Origin of the sequence: Pedococcus ginsenosidimutans, from assembly GCF_039544395.1 — a bacterium.
In the GTDB taxonomy this organism is placed as follows: domain Bacteria; phylum Actinomycetota; class Actinomycetes; order Actinomycetales; family Dermatophilaceae; genus Pedococcus; species Pedococcus ginsenosidimutans.
Genome location: NZ_BAABLO010000004.1, coordinates 416,230 through 430,022, shown reverse-complemented (window position 1 = coordinate 430,022; position 13,793 = coordinate 416,230). Strand labels below are relative to the sequence as shown.

At 72.9% G+C, this 13,793-nt stretch carries 16 protein-coding genes and 1 tRNA gene; 8 read left to right on the top strand and 9 right to left on the bottom strand.

The window, feature by feature from the left end; all coding sequences use genetic code 11:
• Positions 1-14: 14 nt before the first annotated feature.
• The gene (gene pdxY, locus ABEA42_RS06765; RefSeq protein WP_345502047.1) at positions 15-866 is read right to left on the bottom strand and encodes a pyridoxal kinase PdxY; all 852 of its coding nucleotides are present in this window, start codon (positions 864-866) and stop codon (positions 15-17) included.
• Between the two features lie 69 nt (positions 867-935).
• On the opposite strand from pdxY, the gene ABEA42_RS06760 reads away from it, so the two are divergent.
• Positions 936-2,216 (top strand): glutamate-5-semialdehyde dehydrogenase, encoded by a 1,281-nt coding sequence (locus tag ABEA42_RS06760; RefSeq protein WP_425572008.1) that lies wholly within the window; start codon positions 936-938, stop codon positions 2,214-2,216.
• Positions 2,217-2,282: 66 nt separating this feature from the next.
• The gene (locus ABEA42_RS06755) at positions 2,283-2,978 is read left to right on the top strand and encodes a class I SAM-dependent methyltransferase (RefSeq protein ID WP_345502044.1); all 696 of its coding nucleotides are present in this window, start codon (positions 2,283-2,285) and stop codon (positions 2,976-2,978) included.
• Here the strand turns inward: ABEA42_RS06755 and ABEA42_RS06750 are convergent.
• Entirely contained in the window at positions 2,932-3,912 is a 981-nt protein-coding gene (locus ABEA42_RS06750) for a glycosyltransferase family 2 protein (protein WP_345502042.1), read from the bottom strand. The genes ABEA42_RS06755 and ABEA42_RS06750 overlap by 47 nt on opposite strands.
• Positions 3,913-4,613: 701 nt before the next feature.
• Here ABEA42_RS06750 and ABEA42_RS06745 point away from each other — a divergent pair.
• From ABEA42_RS06745 to ABEA42_RS06720, 6 genes are all read left to right on the top strand, one after another.
• Positions 4,614-4,820 carry a hypothetical protein gene (locus tag ABEA42_RS06745; RefSeq protein ID WP_345502040.1) on the top strand — a complete coding sequence of 69 codons (207 nt, stop codon included), beginning with the start codon at positions 4,614-4,616 and terminating at the stop codon, positions 4,818-4,820.
• A gap of 2 nt (positions 4,821-4,822) precedes the next feature.
• Positions 4,823-5,431, top strand: coding sequence for a nicotinate-nucleotide adenylyltransferase (gene nadD / locus ABEA42_RS06740; protein ID WP_345502039.1), 609 nt, complete (start codon positions 4,823-4,825; stop codon positions 5,429-5,431).
• 7 nt (positions 5,432-5,438) lie between these two features.
• Positions 5,439-5,813 (top strand): ribosome silencing factor, encoded by a 375-nt coding sequence (rsfS, locus tag ABEA42_RS06735; RefSeq protein WP_345502038.1) that lies wholly within the window; start codon positions 5,439-5,441, stop codon positions 5,811-5,813.
• Positions 5,810-6,448 (top strand): histidine phosphatase family protein, encoded by a 639-nt coding sequence (locus tag ABEA42_RS06730; RefSeq protein WP_345502036.1) that lies wholly within the window; start codon positions 5,810-5,812, stop codon positions 6,446-6,448. The genes rsfS and ABEA42_RS06730 overlap by 4 nt, the downstream gene beginning before the upstream one ends.
• Positions 6,449-6,547: 99 nt before the next feature.
• Positions 6,548-6,620: transfer RNA gene (locus ABEA42_RS06725), tRNA-Ala, on the top strand.
• A 124-nt stretch (positions 6,621-6,744) separates the two neighbouring features.
• Positions 6,745-8,334 (top strand): phytoene desaturase family protein, encoded by a 1,590-nt coding sequence (locus ABEA42_RS06720; RefSeq protein WP_345502035.1) that lies wholly within the window; start codon positions 6,745-6,747, stop codon positions 8,332-8,334.
• Between the two features lie 27 nt (positions 8,335-8,361).
• On the opposite strand, the gene ABEA42_RS06715 is transcribed toward ABEA42_RS06720, so the two are convergent.
• The 7 genes from ABEA42_RS06715 to gntA form a co-directional block, all read right to left on the bottom strand.
• Entirely contained in the window at positions 8,362-8,856 is a 495-nt protein-coding gene (locus ABEA42_RS06715) for an SRPBCC family protein (protein ID WP_345502033.1), read from the bottom strand.
• 2 nt (positions 8,857-8,858) lie between these two features.
• Positions 8,859-9,833, bottom strand: a complete 975-nt coding sequence (locus ABEA42_RS06710) for an SDR family NAD(P)-dependent oxidoreductase (protein WP_345502031.1) — start codon at positions 9,831-9,833, stop codon at positions 8,859-8,861.
• Positions 9,830-11,014 (bottom strand): zinc-dependent alcohol dehydrogenase, encoded by a 1,185-nt coding sequence (locus ABEA42_RS06705; protein WP_345502030.1) that lies wholly within the window; start codon positions 11,012-11,014, stop codon positions 9,830-9,832. The genes ABEA42_RS06710 and ABEA42_RS06705 overlap by 4 nt, the downstream gene beginning before the upstream one ends.
• Before the next feature lie 115 nt (positions 11,015-11,129).
• Positions 11,130-11,411: a hypothetical protein gene (locus ABEA42_RS06700; protein ID WP_345502028.1), complete on the bottom strand. Its 282-nt coding sequence runs from the start codon at positions 11,409-11,411 to the stop codon at positions 11,130-11,132.
• A gap of 226 nt (positions 11,412-11,637) precedes the next feature.
• A complete protein-coding gene (locus tag ABEA42_RS06695) occupies positions 11,638-12,345 on the bottom strand; it encodes a GAF and ANTAR domain-containing protein (protein WP_345502026.1) in 708 nt (235 codons plus the stop codon).
• An 86-nt stretch (positions 12,346-12,431) separates the two neighbouring features.
• Positions 12,432-13,049, bottom strand: coding sequence for an urea carboxylase-associated family protein (locus ABEA42_RS06690; RefSeq protein ID WP_345502024.1), 618 nt, complete (start codon positions 13,047-13,049; stop codon positions 12,432-12,434).
• Positions 13,046-13,792 carry a guanitoxin biosynthesis heme-dependent pre-guanitoxin N-hydroxylase GntA gene (gntA, locus tag ABEA42_RS06685; protein ID WP_345502022.1) on the bottom strand — a complete coding sequence of 249 codons (747 nt, stop codon included), beginning with the start codon at positions 13,790-13,792 and terminating at the stop codon, positions 13,046-13,048. The genes ABEA42_RS06690 and gntA overlap by 4 nt, the downstream gene beginning before the upstream one ends.
• Position 13,793: the final 1 nt, after the last annotated feature.

The following is a 13,793-nucleotide window of genomic DNA, read 5'->3' as shown; positions in this document are numbered from 1 at the left end:
GGGGAGCAGCAGCGTCAGCGCAGGCGCGTGACCTCGAACTGCATCCGTGGCTCGGCCAGGGCCTGCTGCGACTGCACCAGCTGGAGCTCGCGCTCGCCGGAGTCGAGGGTGGTCTGCAGGAGGTCGAACACGCTGCTCGCCGTCCGGCCCAGGGCCACCCCGGGGTCACCGCTCTCCAGCAGGTGCGCCGTGAACAGGGCCGCCGTGACGTCTCCGGATCCGTTGGCCTTCATGGGAAGACGTGGGGTCTGCACGACCCAGGCGCCGTCACCCGTGACCGCCATCATCTCGATGGTGTGCTCCGGCGCGTCCGGTCGCTCGACACTGGTCACGAGCACGGTCGAGGGCCCCATCGCCCGGGCGAGCTCGACCGAGGCGAGGGTCTCCTCGATGGTGCGGGGCTCGGTGTCGGTGAGGAACCCCAGCTCGAACTGGTTGGGGGTGATGAGGTCGGCGGCAGGGACCACGCGCTCGCGCAGCAGCACCGGGATCGCGGGGTGGACGAAGCAGCCGCTCTTGGCGTTGCCCATGACCGGGTCGCACGCGTAGATCGCGTCGGGGTTGGCTGCCTTGACCCGGGCGACGGCGTCGAGGATGACGTCACCGATCTCCTCGCCACCCTGGTAGCCGGAGAGCACCGCGTCGACCTTCGGGAACGCCCCGCGCTCCTCGACGCCCCGGATGACCGCACGCACGTCATCGGCAGGCATGAGCGGACCCCGCCACTCGCCGTACCCGGTGTGGTTGGAGAAGTGCACGGTGTGCACCGGCCACACCTCGACCCCGAGGCGCTGGAGGGGGAAGACGGCGGCGCTGTTGCCGACGTGGCCGTAGGCGACGGAGGACTGGATCGACAGGATGCTCACCCGCCCCATTCAACCAGTGGCCCTGAGATGGCGCGCCGGGGCGAGGGGCGCCCGGCATACGCTGGGCCCATGGCTGAGATCGACCCCGCTGCCGTCGCCCAGGTGGCCACGGCGGCCCGCGCCGCGCGCGTGGCTTCCCGCCGGCTGGCGCTGCTCACCCGCGCCGACAAGGACGCCGCGCTCAAGGCGCTCGCCGACGCCCTCGACGCCGCCACCGACCGCATCGTCGCGGCCAACGCCGAGGACCTCGAGCGCGGCCGTGCTTCCGGCATGACGCAGGGCCTGCTCGACCGGCTGGCCCTGGACCCCGCACGGGTCGCAGCCGTCGCCCGGGCGCTGCGCGACGTCGCCGCCCTGCCCGACCCCGTGGGGGAGGTGGTGCGGGGCTCGACGCTCGCCAACGGCCTGCAGCTCCGGCAGGTGCGCGTGCCGATGGGCGTGGTGGGCATGGTCTACGAGGCCAGGCCCAACGTCACGGTGGACGCCGCCGGCCTCGGGCTGAAGTCCGGCAACGCCGTCATCCTGCGGGGCGGCTCTGCGGCCGAGGCGACGAACCGGGCGCTCGTCGACGTGCTGCGCGAAGCCCTTGCAGCGCAAGGCCTCCCGGCAGACGCGGTGACCCTCCTCGAAGGTGGTCGCGACGCGGTCCGGGCCCTGCTCACCGCGAGGGGACTCGTCGACCTCATCATCCCCAGGGGCGGCGCGGGGCTGATCCAGACGGTGGTCACCGAGTCGACCGTCCCCGTCATCGAGACCGGCGTGGGCAACTGCCACGTCTACGTCGACGCCGCCGCCGACCTCGACAAGGCCCTCGCGATCGCGGTCAACTCCAAGGTCCACCGGCCCAGCGTGTGCAACGCCGCGGAGTCCCTGCTCGTCCACGAGGCCGTGGCGGCCGACTTCCTGCCGAAGGTGCTCGCCGAGCTGTCCGGGGCCGGCGTGGTCCTGCACACCGACGACGCGTCCGGTGGCCTGGCCGAGCGTGCAGGGGTGCCGCACGAGCGTGCCACGGACGAGGACTGGGCCACCGAATACCTCGCCCTGGAGATGAGCGTGCGGGTGGTGCCCGACCTCGACACGGCGATGGAGCACATCCGCACGTTCGGGTCCGGCCACACCGAGGCGATCGTCACCGAGGACAGGGCGGCCGCACGCCGCTTCACCCAGGAGGTCGACGCGGCCGTCGTCATGGTCAACGCCTCCACCCGCTTCACCGACGGCGGCGAGTTCGGGTTCGGTGCGGAGATCGGCATCTCGACCCAGAAGCTGCATGCCCGCGGTCCGATGGCGCTCCCCGAGCTGACCACGACCAAGTGGGTCGTCGAGGGCGACGGCCAGGTGCGTTCCTGAACGAAAGGCCCGGCCCACGCGCGCGCGTCCCGGGCCGACCGGCGCTGCATGGCAGGATGAGCGCTCGTGGAAGGCACTGAGGTCCGCAAGCTGGCCGCACTCGAGGACGCCCACTGGTGGTACCGCGAGCGCCGGCACCTGCTGTCGCGCATGGTCGACGGCCTCACCCCCGGCCGGGCGCTCGACATCGGCGCCGCGGGCGGTGGCAACACCCGCGTGCTCCAGGCCGCGGGCTGGTCGGTGGCTGCGCTGGAGTACGGCGCCGACGGCGCGGAGGTGGCGGCCGACCGCGGCCTCGCCGTGCTGCGGGCGGACGCCACGGCGCTGCCGGTCGAGGACTCCAGCCTTGACCTCGTCGTGGCCTTCGACGTCCTCGAGCACATCCTCGACGACGACGCCGCCGTGCGGGAGGTGCTGCGCGTGCTGCGCCCTGGTGGCCGGTTCCTCATCGCGGTGCCCGCGGACCCGCGGCTGTGGTCAGAGCACGACGTGGCGGTCGACCACGTGCGCCGCTACACCCGGACGACCCTGGGCGACGTCCTTGCCCGCAACGGCTTCGAGGTCACCCGGATGCGGTCGTGGAACGTCCTGCTGCGGCCCGTCGTCGCCGTGCGCCGCAAGACCTCGAGCGGCTCGGACCTCGACACGGTCCACCCGCTGGTCAACCTGGCCCTGCGCGCGGTGGTGGGTGTCGAGCGCGTGCTGCCCGTGAAGGCTATGCCTGGCGTGACTCTGCTGGCAGAGGCTCGTCCGCGGCGGTGACCGGCCCCGTCAGGGAGTCGTAGGCGACGAAGTAGGTGGGCCGGGCCTGCAGGTGGGCGTACATCCGGCCGACGTACTCGCCGAGGACGCCCAGGCAGAGCAGCTGTACGGCGCCCACGCCGGCGACGGCCACGACCGTGGAGGTCCAGCCCGGGAGGGCCTGGCCGGCTGCGCTGGCGACGAGCGCGTAGGCCAGCAGCGCGAACGCGGCGGCGCCACCGAGGAGCCCCAGCCAGGTGGCCGCCCGCAGCGGCGCGGTCGAGAACCCCGTGACGCTGTCGAGGGAGAGCCGGATCATCGCGGTCAGCGGGTACTTGGACCGGCCGGCGGCCCGCTCGTCGCGCCGGTAGGGCACCGAGTCGGACGGGAAGCCCAGGGCCGGGACCACGAAGCGCAGCACCCGGTGGTGCTCGGGCAGGGCGTTGATCGCGTCCACGGTCGCCCGGGACATGAGGCGGTAGTCGCCCGCGTCCACCTGGGCGCCGGTCCCCGACAGCAGCCTGATCACGCGGTAGAAGGCGCGGGCGCTGGCCCGCTTGAAGGGGGAGTCGGTCGACCGGTCCGACCGCACGCCGTACACGACGTCCACGCCCTGGCTGCGCGCCCGGGCGAGCATCTCCGGGATGACCTCGGGCGGGTCCTGCAGGTCGGCGTCGAGGGTCACGACGTAGGCGCCGCGAGCGCTGGCCAGACCTGCCGAGATCGCGGCCTGGTGGCCGGCGTTGGCCCGCAGGCGCACGACGCGCAGCTGCGGCCACTCGCGCAGCAGTCGCTGCAGCACCACGGGGGAGGCGTCGGTGCTGCCGTCGTCGACCGTGATGACCTCGTAGGTGGCGTCGAGGCCGTCCGCCACCGGTCGCAGCCTGTCGGCGAGCAGGGGCAGCACGTCCTCCTCGTTGTACACGGGGATGACGATGCTGAGCTCGGGACGCATGGCCCAAGACTAGGCCGTGCACCTGTGGCGCAGGTGTGCAGCGACGCGGGCTCCCGCAAACAGGTGAGGGCCCGTCGAAGTATGAGTTCGACGGGCCCTCTCGGTGCTCCTCCGTGACCGGCGGACCGGTCTGGAGGGGTACCGCGTGTGGGTCCGGTCCCCGCCGGAGCGGGGGTGGTGCCCACGGGTGCAGCGCTGGTGCCGGCGAACCGGCGCCCTCCCTGCCCCCAGTCGACCGCGCACTCTCCCGGCGGACCGGGTCGTGCCCACTGCGACGGTGGCTCCCCGGGGTCCGGCGGACCGGGTCCCGGGTCGATGCGATCTGGTCAGTGGTCTCGGAGTTCCTCCGCGGCGTCGCCCGCGGACCTGGGGCCCGGAGGCCGTCAGGACCCCCACCGGACGAGCCGGTCGGGGCGGTCCACCGTTATCCGGCTGACCTTGCCCCGGTCCTCGGACCGGCTCGGGTCTCCCCTCGCCAGGCCCTCCGACCGGAGTGCGTGAGAGATGTCTAGCGACTGGATCCACTGCGCCGCAAGGGTTTCGGGAAACCCGTCTGTGTCCACCGGTTTCCCACACCCTTGTGCACACCCGTGCCTGCTCGGGAGGGCTGTTGTGCACAGCCCTGTGCACAACATCGGTGGACAGCGCCGGCCGGGTCCCGTGGGCATCCCGGCCGGGTGGCGACCGGTAGGCTGGGGCCCATGACGTCGTCTCTGTCCAACCTGTTCGCCGCCGCCGAGGGGCAGACCCGCGAGCTGCCGATGCCCCCGCAGGCGTTCGGGGCCCTGGCGTTCATCGGCTTCCTCGCCCTGCTCGGGCTGCTCTGGGCGTTCCGCAACACCGCCCAGAAGGTCGCCGGTCCGGCGCACCACGGCGACCACGCGGGTCACCAGGGCGGCCACCACTGAGCATGCGCCTGGGGGTGATGGGCGGGACGTTCGACCCGATCCACCACGGCCACCTCGTGGCCGCCTCCGAGGTGCAGGCCCTCTTCGGGCTCGACGAGGTCGTCTTCGTCCCCACGGGCCAGCCGTGGCAGAAGGACACCCGTGAGGTCAGCCCCGCCGAGGACCGCTACCTCATGACCGTCGTCGCGACGGCGTCCAACCCCCGCTTCACGGTGAGCCGCGTCGACATCGACCGGCCGGGGCCGACCTACACCATCGACACTCTCCGCGACCTGAAGGCCCAGCGACCCGACGACGAGCTGTTCTTCATCACCGGCGCCGACGCGCTCGCGCAGATCCTGTCCTGGAAGGACGCCGACGAGCTCTTCGAGCTGGCGCACTTCATCGGCGTCACCCGCCCCGGATACGTCCTGTCGGAGTCGGGGCTGCCGGCCGACCGGGTCACGCTCCAAGAGGTACCGGCCATGGCCATCAGCTCCACGGACTGCCGCGCTCGCGTCGAGCGGTCCGAACCCGTCTGGTACCTCGTGCCCGACGGCGTCGTCCAGTACATCAACAAATACCGCCTGTATGCGTCCGGCACCCCCGCCGTCGCAGCGGCACGAACGTAGGAGTGCAGTGCCTGCCACCGACAGATCCCTCGAGCTGGCCAAGACGGCCGCCGTCGCCGCCGACGACAAGCTCGCGACCACCATCGCCGGCATCGACGTCAGCGAGCAGCTCGCCCTCACCGACGTCTTTGTCATCGTCTCCGCCAGCACCGACCGCCAGGTCGGGGCCATCGTCGACGAGGTCGAGGACAAGCTGCGCGAGAAGGGCGCCAAGCCGATCCGCCGCGAGGGCGAGCGTGACGGCCGCTGGGTCCTGCTCGACTTCGGCGACATCGTCGTCCACGTCCAGCACGACGAGGAGCGCGACTTCTACGAGCTCGAGCGCCTGTGGAAGGACTGCCCCGAGATCGACCTGGGCGTGCCCAAGCGCCGCGACGCGTGAGCGGGGAGGCCGGGTCGGCGTCGGCCGGACGCCGCAAGGTCGTCGTGCTGCGCCACGGCCAGACCGGCCACAACGCCGCCGGCATCTGGCAGGGGCAGCTCGACAGCGACCTGTCCGACCTGGGCCGTGAGCAGGCGCGGGCAGCGGGCAAGGCCCTCGCCGCGCTCGCCCCGACCGTCGTCGTCGCGTCCGACCTCACCCGGGCCGCCCACACCGGTGCCGAGGTCGCCTCGGCCGCCGGTGTCGAGCTGACCCTCGACGCCCGGTGGCGGGAGATCAACGTCGGCCGGTGGGAGGGCCTGACGGCGCAGGAGGTGCTGACCCGGTACCCCGACGAGCGGGAGCGCCACTTCCGCGGCGAGGACTTCCCGCGGGGCGTCGACGGTGAGTCCCTGTCGGACGTGACCACCCGTGTCCGGGCCGCCCTGGACGACCTGCTCGCCGACCTCGGGCCGGGGGAGACCGCCGTCGTGGCGACCCACGGTGTCACCGGCCGCCTCGTCACCGCAGCCCTCGTCGACCTCGACGTCGCGACGGCCTGGCGCGTGCTCGGCGGGTTCGGCAACTGCCACTGGGCGGAGCTCGTCGAGACCCCCGCCGGGTGGCGGATCGCCACCTGGAACGCCTCCGCCTGAGGCACCCGGGGCAGCGGCAGCACCCGATTTGGTGAAACGGGTGGGTCACTGGGTAAACTTCCGCAGTCGCCTCCGGGGGACACCCCCTCGGGGAAACTCGGGGCTGTGGCGCAGTTGGTAGCGCACTTCCATGGCATGGAAGGGGTCAGGGGTTCGAATCCCCTCAGCTCCACCCTCACGACGAAGGACCGGACACACCTCGTGTCCGGTCCTTCGTCGTTTGGCGAGGGGCGCCACGGGTAGGGCCCGTGCGAGAGTGGGCCGCACCGAGCAGGACCCCGTCCGAAGGAGCACGAGTGATCAACGCGGATGCAGTCGTCGTCGGCGCGGGACCCAATGGGCTCGTGGCCGCCAACGCCCTCGCCGACGCCGGCTGGGACGTCGTGCTCGTCGAGGCCAAGGACGAGGTCGGAGGCGCGGTCCGCAGCGCCGAGGTGACCGCACCCGGCTACGTCACCGACCTGTTCAGCGCCTTCTACCCGCTGGCCGCAGCCAGCCCCATCATCCGCGACCTCCACCTCGAGGAGCACGGGCTCGTGTGGCGCAGGGCGCCGAACGTGCTGGCGCACACCCTCGAGGACGGCAGTGCCGCCGTGCTGTGCTCACGTGCCGAGGACACCGCTGCCGGGCTCGAGGCCCAGGCTGCCGGCGACGGGGACGCCTGGCTCGAGCTCGTCGCAGGCTGGGACCGCATCCGTGACCCGCTGCTCGACGCCCTGTTCACGCCGTTCCCGCCGGTGACGTCCGGCGCCCGCATGCTGCGACGCCTCGGCGCCGCGGGCACCCTCGACTTCGCCCGCCTCGGTGTCACCCCGGTCCGCCGGCTCGGGCAGGAGCGGTTCTCGGGTCGTGGGGCGGGCCTGCTGCTCACCGGCAACGCGATGCACTCCGACCTCGCCCCGGACGCCGCCGGGAGCGGGCTCTTCGGCTGGCTGCTGTGCATGCTGGGCCAGGACGTCGGCTTCCCGGTGCCCGAGGGCGGGGCGGGCGAGCTCGCCACCGCCCTGCGCCGGCGGGCCGAGAGCCGCGGTGTGCGGGTGCTCACGTGCACGCCCGTCACCACGGTGACGACGGCGTCTGGCCGGGCCACCGGCGTGCGTCTGGCCGACGGCAGCGAGGTCCGGGCGCGCCGCGGGGTGCTCGCCGACGTCCCGGCCCCGGCGCTGTACGAGGACCTGCTCGCCGACCACCCGCTGCCGCGTCGGCTGCGCCGGGACATCGCCAGGTTCCAGTGGGACAACGCCACCATCAAGGTCAACTGGGCCCTGGACCGGCCGGTGCCCTGGACCGCCCCGGGTGCGCGGGGCGCCGGGACGGTGCACCTGGGCGTCGACCAGGACGGCTTCGTCGACTTCTCCGCCGACCTCACCGTCGGCCGGGTCCCGCAGCGGCCGTTCATGCTGTTCGGGCAGATGACCACGTCGGACCCCTCGCGCTCGCCGCAAGGCACGGAGTCCGCGTGGGCCTACACGCACGTCCCACGCGGCCTGGACTGGAGCGGCCAGCAGCTCGCCGAGCACGTCGACCGCATCGAGGCGGCGGTCGAGCGGGTGGCGCCCGGCTTCCGCGACAGCCAGGTCGCCCGCCACGTGCAGTCGCCCGGCGACCTGGAGTCGGAGGACCCGAGCCTGGTGGGCGGGGCGATCAACGCCGGCACCGCAGGGCTCCACCAGCAGCTCGTCCTGCGCCCGGTCCCGGGCCTGGGGCGGCCGGAGACCCCGGTGCCGGGCCTCTACCTCGCCAGTGCCTCCGCCCACCCCGGCGGCGGCGTCCACGGCGCCTGCGGGTGGAATGCCGCGAGGGCGGCGATCGGCGCGAACGGCCCCACCGGTGGGGTGCGCCGGGCCCTCACCCGTACGGCGTGGGCCCGGCTCCTCAAGGACTGACCCCGCGGGGTGCACCCCGCGGGTGCCTCAAGCCCCGGCCACCCGCTCGCGGTGCCGTCCCTCGGCCAGGTAGGCGAGGCGGCGCAGGGCCTCGACGTTGCGCGGGCCGATGAGCAGCTGCCGCAACGGCCTGGGCACCAGGGTGCCCGGGCCGCGTACGGCGTCCTCCTCGATGGTGACGGTGCAGAAGCGGCTGTCGTGGGGCGTGATCGTGAGGACGACCTTCGCCTCGCCGGCCGGCCAGCCCCGCGCGGTCAGGGCGAGCTCGGTGCCCGGCACCGACCGCTCGACGTGGGTGGTGTCGCTGATGACCGCCGGCCACAGCCCGAAGGAGTGGTGGATCCGGGCGCCCTCGGCCGGCCACGAGTGGTCGACGTCGCGGACCCGGGAGGCACCCACGACCCAGGTGGCGTAGGCCCAACCGTCGGCGAGCACCTCCCAGACGGCGTCGCCGGGGGCGTCGACCCGACGGGTCACGCTGACGACCCCGTCGTGCGTGCTGTGGCTGGTCTGCTCGTCCATGCTCAGGTCCTCTCCTTGGTGGCGCTGCGGATGGCGCCTGAGGCCAGGACAGCCCCGGCGGCGAGCCCGGCAGCCGCGCCTACCGGTCGCAGCCAGTGTCGTCCCCACCGCCCGTGCACCGCCTCGCCCTCCGGGGTGGGCGCGAGGACGTTGCCGGGGGAGTCGAGGGCCTCGTCGCGGGACAGCCCACCCGCCTTCATCAGGGGGGTCACCAGCACGTCGAACACCGCGGGCAGCAGGCGAAAGCCGGCCACGACGACCCGGTTGGCGACACCCACCGGGGCCTCGCGGCGGGGGTGCCACAGGGCCCGGACGACGGCGTGGGCGACCTTCTCGGGCGGGTCCACCGGCGGTGGGGGCCGGCCGTGCCGCTCGAGGTAGGTCCCGGCCTGCGAGTAGACGGGGGTGTCGACGCCGCCGGGCCAGATGAGGCTGACGTGGGTGCCCGGCGTGCTCCTGGCCTCGATCTGCAGGGTGCGCACGAGGCCGTGCACGCCCCACTTCGCCGTGACGTAGGAGCTCATGTAGGGCGTGCTGATCTTGCCCAGCAACGAGCCGAGGACGACCAGGCTGCCGCCGCCGGAGGCCCCGAAGGCGGCCAGCGCGCAGCGCGCGACGTTGGCCGTCCCGAGGAGGGTCGTCCGCACCGCCTGGTCGAACACCTCGGGCGGTACGTCCTCGAAGCGGCCGTAGGCGAGCGCCGCGGCGGAGTGGACGACGCCGTCGAGGGCGCCGAGCTGCCGTTGCGCCTCCTCGAAGGCAGCCTCGACCGCCCTCCGGTCACTGACGTCGGCCACCGTCACTACGGCGCGAACCCCGCGCGCTTCGCAGAGCGACTGCACGTCGGCGAGCGCGGTGGCGGAGCGGGAGAGCAGGACGAGGTCCGCGCCGTCGTCGGCGAGCTGCAGGGCCGTGGCGCGCCCGATGCCGCTGGAGGCGCCGGTGACGAGCACGGTCCTGCCGCGGGCGTCCGTCACGGTTGCAGGACCACCTTCACGCACCCGTCCTCCTTGGCCTGGAACAGCTCGTAGCCCCGGGGCGCGTCCTCCAGCGGGAGGAGGTGCGTCGCGAGGTCCTCGGTGCCCAGCGGGTCCGCCGGGTCGAGCACGAGCGGCATGATCTCGTCGATCCACCGCTTCACGTGGCACTGCCCCATGCGCATCGTGATGCCGCGGTCGAACATCTCCATCATGGGCATCGGGTCCACCTCACCGCCGTAGACGCCACTGATCGAGACCGTCCCTGCGCGGCGAACCGCCTTGAGGCTCGTGTGCAGCGCGTCGAGGCGGTCGATCGCCATGCGGTCGATCAGCGGCTTGGCCAGCGTGTCCGGCAGGAGGCCGACGGCGGCCTGGGCGGCCTTGGAGCCGGGGTTGCCGTGCGCCTCCATGCCGACGGCCTCGAGGACGCCGTCCGGGCCGCGGCCGCCGGTCATCTCGATGAGTGTCGCCGCCACGTCGTCGACCTCGCGCAGGTCCAGGGTCTCGATGCCGTGACGGGCCGCGAGGGCGAGTCGCTCGGGCACGAGGTCGACGCCGATGACCCGTCCGGCGCCGAGCTGCTTGGCGATGCGGGTCGCGAACTGGCCCACCGGCCCGAGGCCGATGACCGCCAGCGTGCCACCGGGCTCGACGTCGGCGTACTTCACGCCCTGCCAGGCGGTGGGCAGGATGTCGGACAGGTAGAGGAAGCGGGTGTCGGGCATCTCGTCCGGCACCTTGACGGGCCCGAACTGCGCCTGGGGCACGCGCAGGTACTCCGCCTGCCCGCCGGGCACCGCGCCGTACAGGCTCGTGTAGCCGAAGAGCGTCGCGCCCTTGCCCTGCTCACGCACCTGCGTGGTCTCGCACTGGGCGTAGAAGCCGCGCTCGCACATCCAGCAGTGGCCGCACGAGATGTTGAAGGGTATGACCACGCGGTCGCCGGCCTTGATGTGCGTGACCTCGGGCCCGACCTCCTCGACGATGCCCATGGTCTCGTGCCCGAGGACGTCGCCCGGGGTGAGGTAGGCGCCGAGCACCTCGTAGAGGTGCAGGTCGGAGCCGCAGATCGCCGTCGACGTCACCTTGATGATCGCGTCGTTGGGTTCCTCGATCCGGGGGTCCGGGACCTCCTCCACCCGTACGTCGCGCTTACCCTGCCACGTCAGTGCCTTCACGTGCAGTCCTCTCTCGTCGCGACCGCACGTCGGTGGGGCGGTCGGCCGTCTGCGGGACCCCTGCCCCGCGCACCGCCGGCGCAAACCCCTGTCGGAAGCCGCGTCCGGCCACGGCCTACGTGGGGACCGGCACCGCCGTGGCCGAGCCGGTCGCCTCGCCCAGGTGGGTGAGCAGCTCCTCGGTCGTCTCGAACCGTCGCGCGCGCGGCAGCACCGACAGGTGCCAGAGGAGGTGGCTCGGGGCGTGCTGGCGCAGCAGCGCCGCGGCGAGGTCGTCGTAGGTCCCCGGCAGGCAGCTCGCCGGGAGGCGGTCGAGGAGCTCCTGGAGCCATGCCTGCTCGTCCGGGGCGAGGGCCGCGTGGGCGGTCACGGGGCGTCGGGTGTCGGTGGTCGTCATGCCTGCCTCACTGGGGTCACCGCGCCGCGAGGCGCTTCGCACCGACCTCGTCGTCGGGTGCACGGTTTCCAGTACCCGCATCCCAGCCGCTCAAACGGGCTGAAACGGGCACACGTCACCCGACCCACGCTGTTGGAGTCAGGTGACGTGCTGTGGGCTGACTACCCGGTGATGGCGCAGGGAAACGGACAGTCCGGACGATCCGGCCCGACTGCGCGGCGCAAGGTCAGGAGAGTTGGTGCCGGTGGCTGCTGTTCACCTTGTCGGCCACCTCGGCCAGCTTGGTGTTGGTGCGCGTCGAGGCGCTCCGCAGGATCTCGAAGGCCTCCTCGTCGCTGACCGAGTGCGCGGCCATGAGCAGGCCCACGGCCTTCCCGATCTCGCGGTTGCTCGCGAGGCCCTTGCGGAGGTTCTCGGCGCTCGCCTTCTGCTCCGCCGCCGTCAGCGCGACCGAGGTGAACGCGGCGAGGACGGCGCCGATGTCGACGGACTGCTGGGTGAGCGCCCCGGGAGTGTCCGAGAAGACGTTGAACGCGGACCGGGCGTCGCTGCCCTGCTGGAGCCGGTAGCCGATCATCCCGCGCACCGGCGTGCGGGCCACCGTCAGCTCGGCCAGGGCGGGCCAGGTCGAGTCACGGGTGATGTCGTCGTCGCGCTGGACCGAGTCCTCCAGGATGCTGTCGAGGCAAGGCCCTTCGCCGGCCTGGGTCTCCAGCTCGTCCATGAGGAGCGCCACCTCGTCGCTGGCAGCCCGGCTGCGCAGCGAGCGGTCGGCCTGCAGCGTCGAGATGGACACGTGGTCGGCACCCGGGATGATCTCCAGGGCCCGGTGGCAGATCGCGTCCAAGACCTCCTGGGCGCTCGTCCCGGCGTACACGAGTGCGGCGAGCGAGGCGAAGGCCTCAGTGGCCTCGGCGGGAATCGTCTCGGTCATGGACCCAGTATCGCTGCCCCCGGCCCCGGAGCGCACCGGTGCCCGTCCCCGCACGCGGTCGGCGAGGTGCCCCACGGCGCGTGCCCTCAGTCGGCGTCGTCGACGCGGTACGCGATGGGCTTGCACACGCCGCCGTTGGACTTCTCCGCCGAGCACGCGGTGAGGCCGACGTGCAGGTCCATCTCGGCGCGGAAGACCAACCGGTCACCTGCCACCGAGGTCGGCGGGTCGATGTGCAGCTCGCCACCGGGCTCCGGCCAGACGTTCATGAAGATGTTGAGCGTCGTGCCGACCTGGTCCGCGACGACCCCGAACTGCGCCAGCCCCGAGGTGAGGTTCTCCAGACAGCTGGGGTGGTAGGCGCCCTCGAACTCGGGGTAGAGCAGGTCGAACGTGTCCTGGCTGCACGGGGTCAGCAGGAAGTCGTGCCGCCCGCACGTGTCCTCGACGATGGTGAGCATCGGCCGGCTGCGGTTGCTGTACAGCGTGTGGCCGGTGGTCACGTAGATCGAGTTCGCGTAGTCGATGGTCCGCCCGCTCGACAGCCGCTCGTCGTGGTCCTGCGCCGCGAAGCAGTAGAGGTCGCTCACCTGCCCCCCGGTGGGGTCCACGACGGTGAGCTGCTGGCCGGTGCGCAGCAGGAACCCCGTGCCCGTCTGCGGTGCGAGGGTCAGCAGGTCGGTCGTCGGTCCGGTGGTCGTCACGGGGTCTCCTCGGGGTCGAAGGTCACCGGCGGGGCCCACGAGTCAGGGACCCGCCGGCCGGAGTACTGGCGGGCCTCGGAGCTGCGCCCGTGGTCGGCGACCATGGGGTTCACCGACCCCTGCAGCGCCCGGTCGCGTCGTCGGATCGTGTCACGCATCCGTTCGAAGCGTTCGGACTGCCGCAGCTCCTCGAACTGCTCGTGCAGGTTGAAGACCAGGGTCGGCAGCGGGGTACGTCGCGCGATCCGGGAGGCAGCAGGGTGCAGGCCCACGACGAAGTACGCCGTCCCGGCCAGGCTGAACGCGAAGTGGGGGTTCGCCGGGTCGGGTGACACGTCGGGGTTCCACTCGTCGTCGTCCACCTCGTGCAGGAGCTGCAGCTGGCGCCAGAGCTGTCGCTCGAACTGCGCCTCGTCCCCGGGGGAGGCGGCGCGGAAGACCGCCACCAGCGAGGCGAACCCGGCCGAGCGGTCGGTGTCCGTGCCGAAGGCGGTCAGCGCCTCGGCCAGCCGTGCGGTCGACCCGGCGGTGGCCAGGTCGTCCAGCACGACGACCGTGGCCCGCTCGCGGTTGAACACCGAGCGCGCCCCGAGGCAGGGGTAGTCCGGATGGAGCACCATCGCCTCGACGGCTGCGGCCGCGTCGTCCGGGCTGCTGTCACGACCCTGCCCGTCGGCCAGCTGCGCGAGCAGCTCGGGGAGTGGGGGAGCGTCGGCGGGGCCGGGGAGCTCGGCGGTGCTCACC

Excerpts from the sequence above, each read along its gene's own strand:
- ABEA42_RS06760 (WP_425572008.1), top strand. The coding sequence starts at position 936 with ATGGCTGAGATCGACCCCGCTGCCGTCGCCCAGGTGGCCACGGCGGCC.
- ABEA42_RS06745 (WP_345502040.1), top strand. The coding sequence starts at position 4,614 with ATGACGTCGTCTCTGTCCAACCTGTTCGCCGCCGCCGAGGGGCAGACC.
- ABEA42_RS06700 (WP_345502028.1), bottom strand. The coding sequence starts at position 11,411 with ATGACGACCACCGACACCCGACGCCCCGTGACCGCCCACGCGGCCCTC.
- ABEA42_RS06715 (WP_345502033.1), bottom strand. The coding sequence starts at position 8,856 with ATGGACGAGCAGACCAGCCACAGCACGCACGACGGGGTCGTCAGCGTG.
- ABEA42_RS06750 (WP_345502042.1), bottom strand. The coding sequence starts at position 3,912 with ATGCGTCCCGAGCTCAGCATCGTCATCCCCGTGTACAACGAGGAGGAC.
- ABEA42_RS06695 (WP_345502026.1), bottom strand. The coding sequence starts at position 12,345 with ATGACCGAGACGATTCCCGCCGAGGCCACTGAGGCCTTCGCCTCGCTC.
- nadD (WP_345502039.1), top strand. The coding sequence starts at position 4,823 with ATGCGCCTGGGGGTGATGGGCGGGACGTTCGACCCGATCCACCACGGC.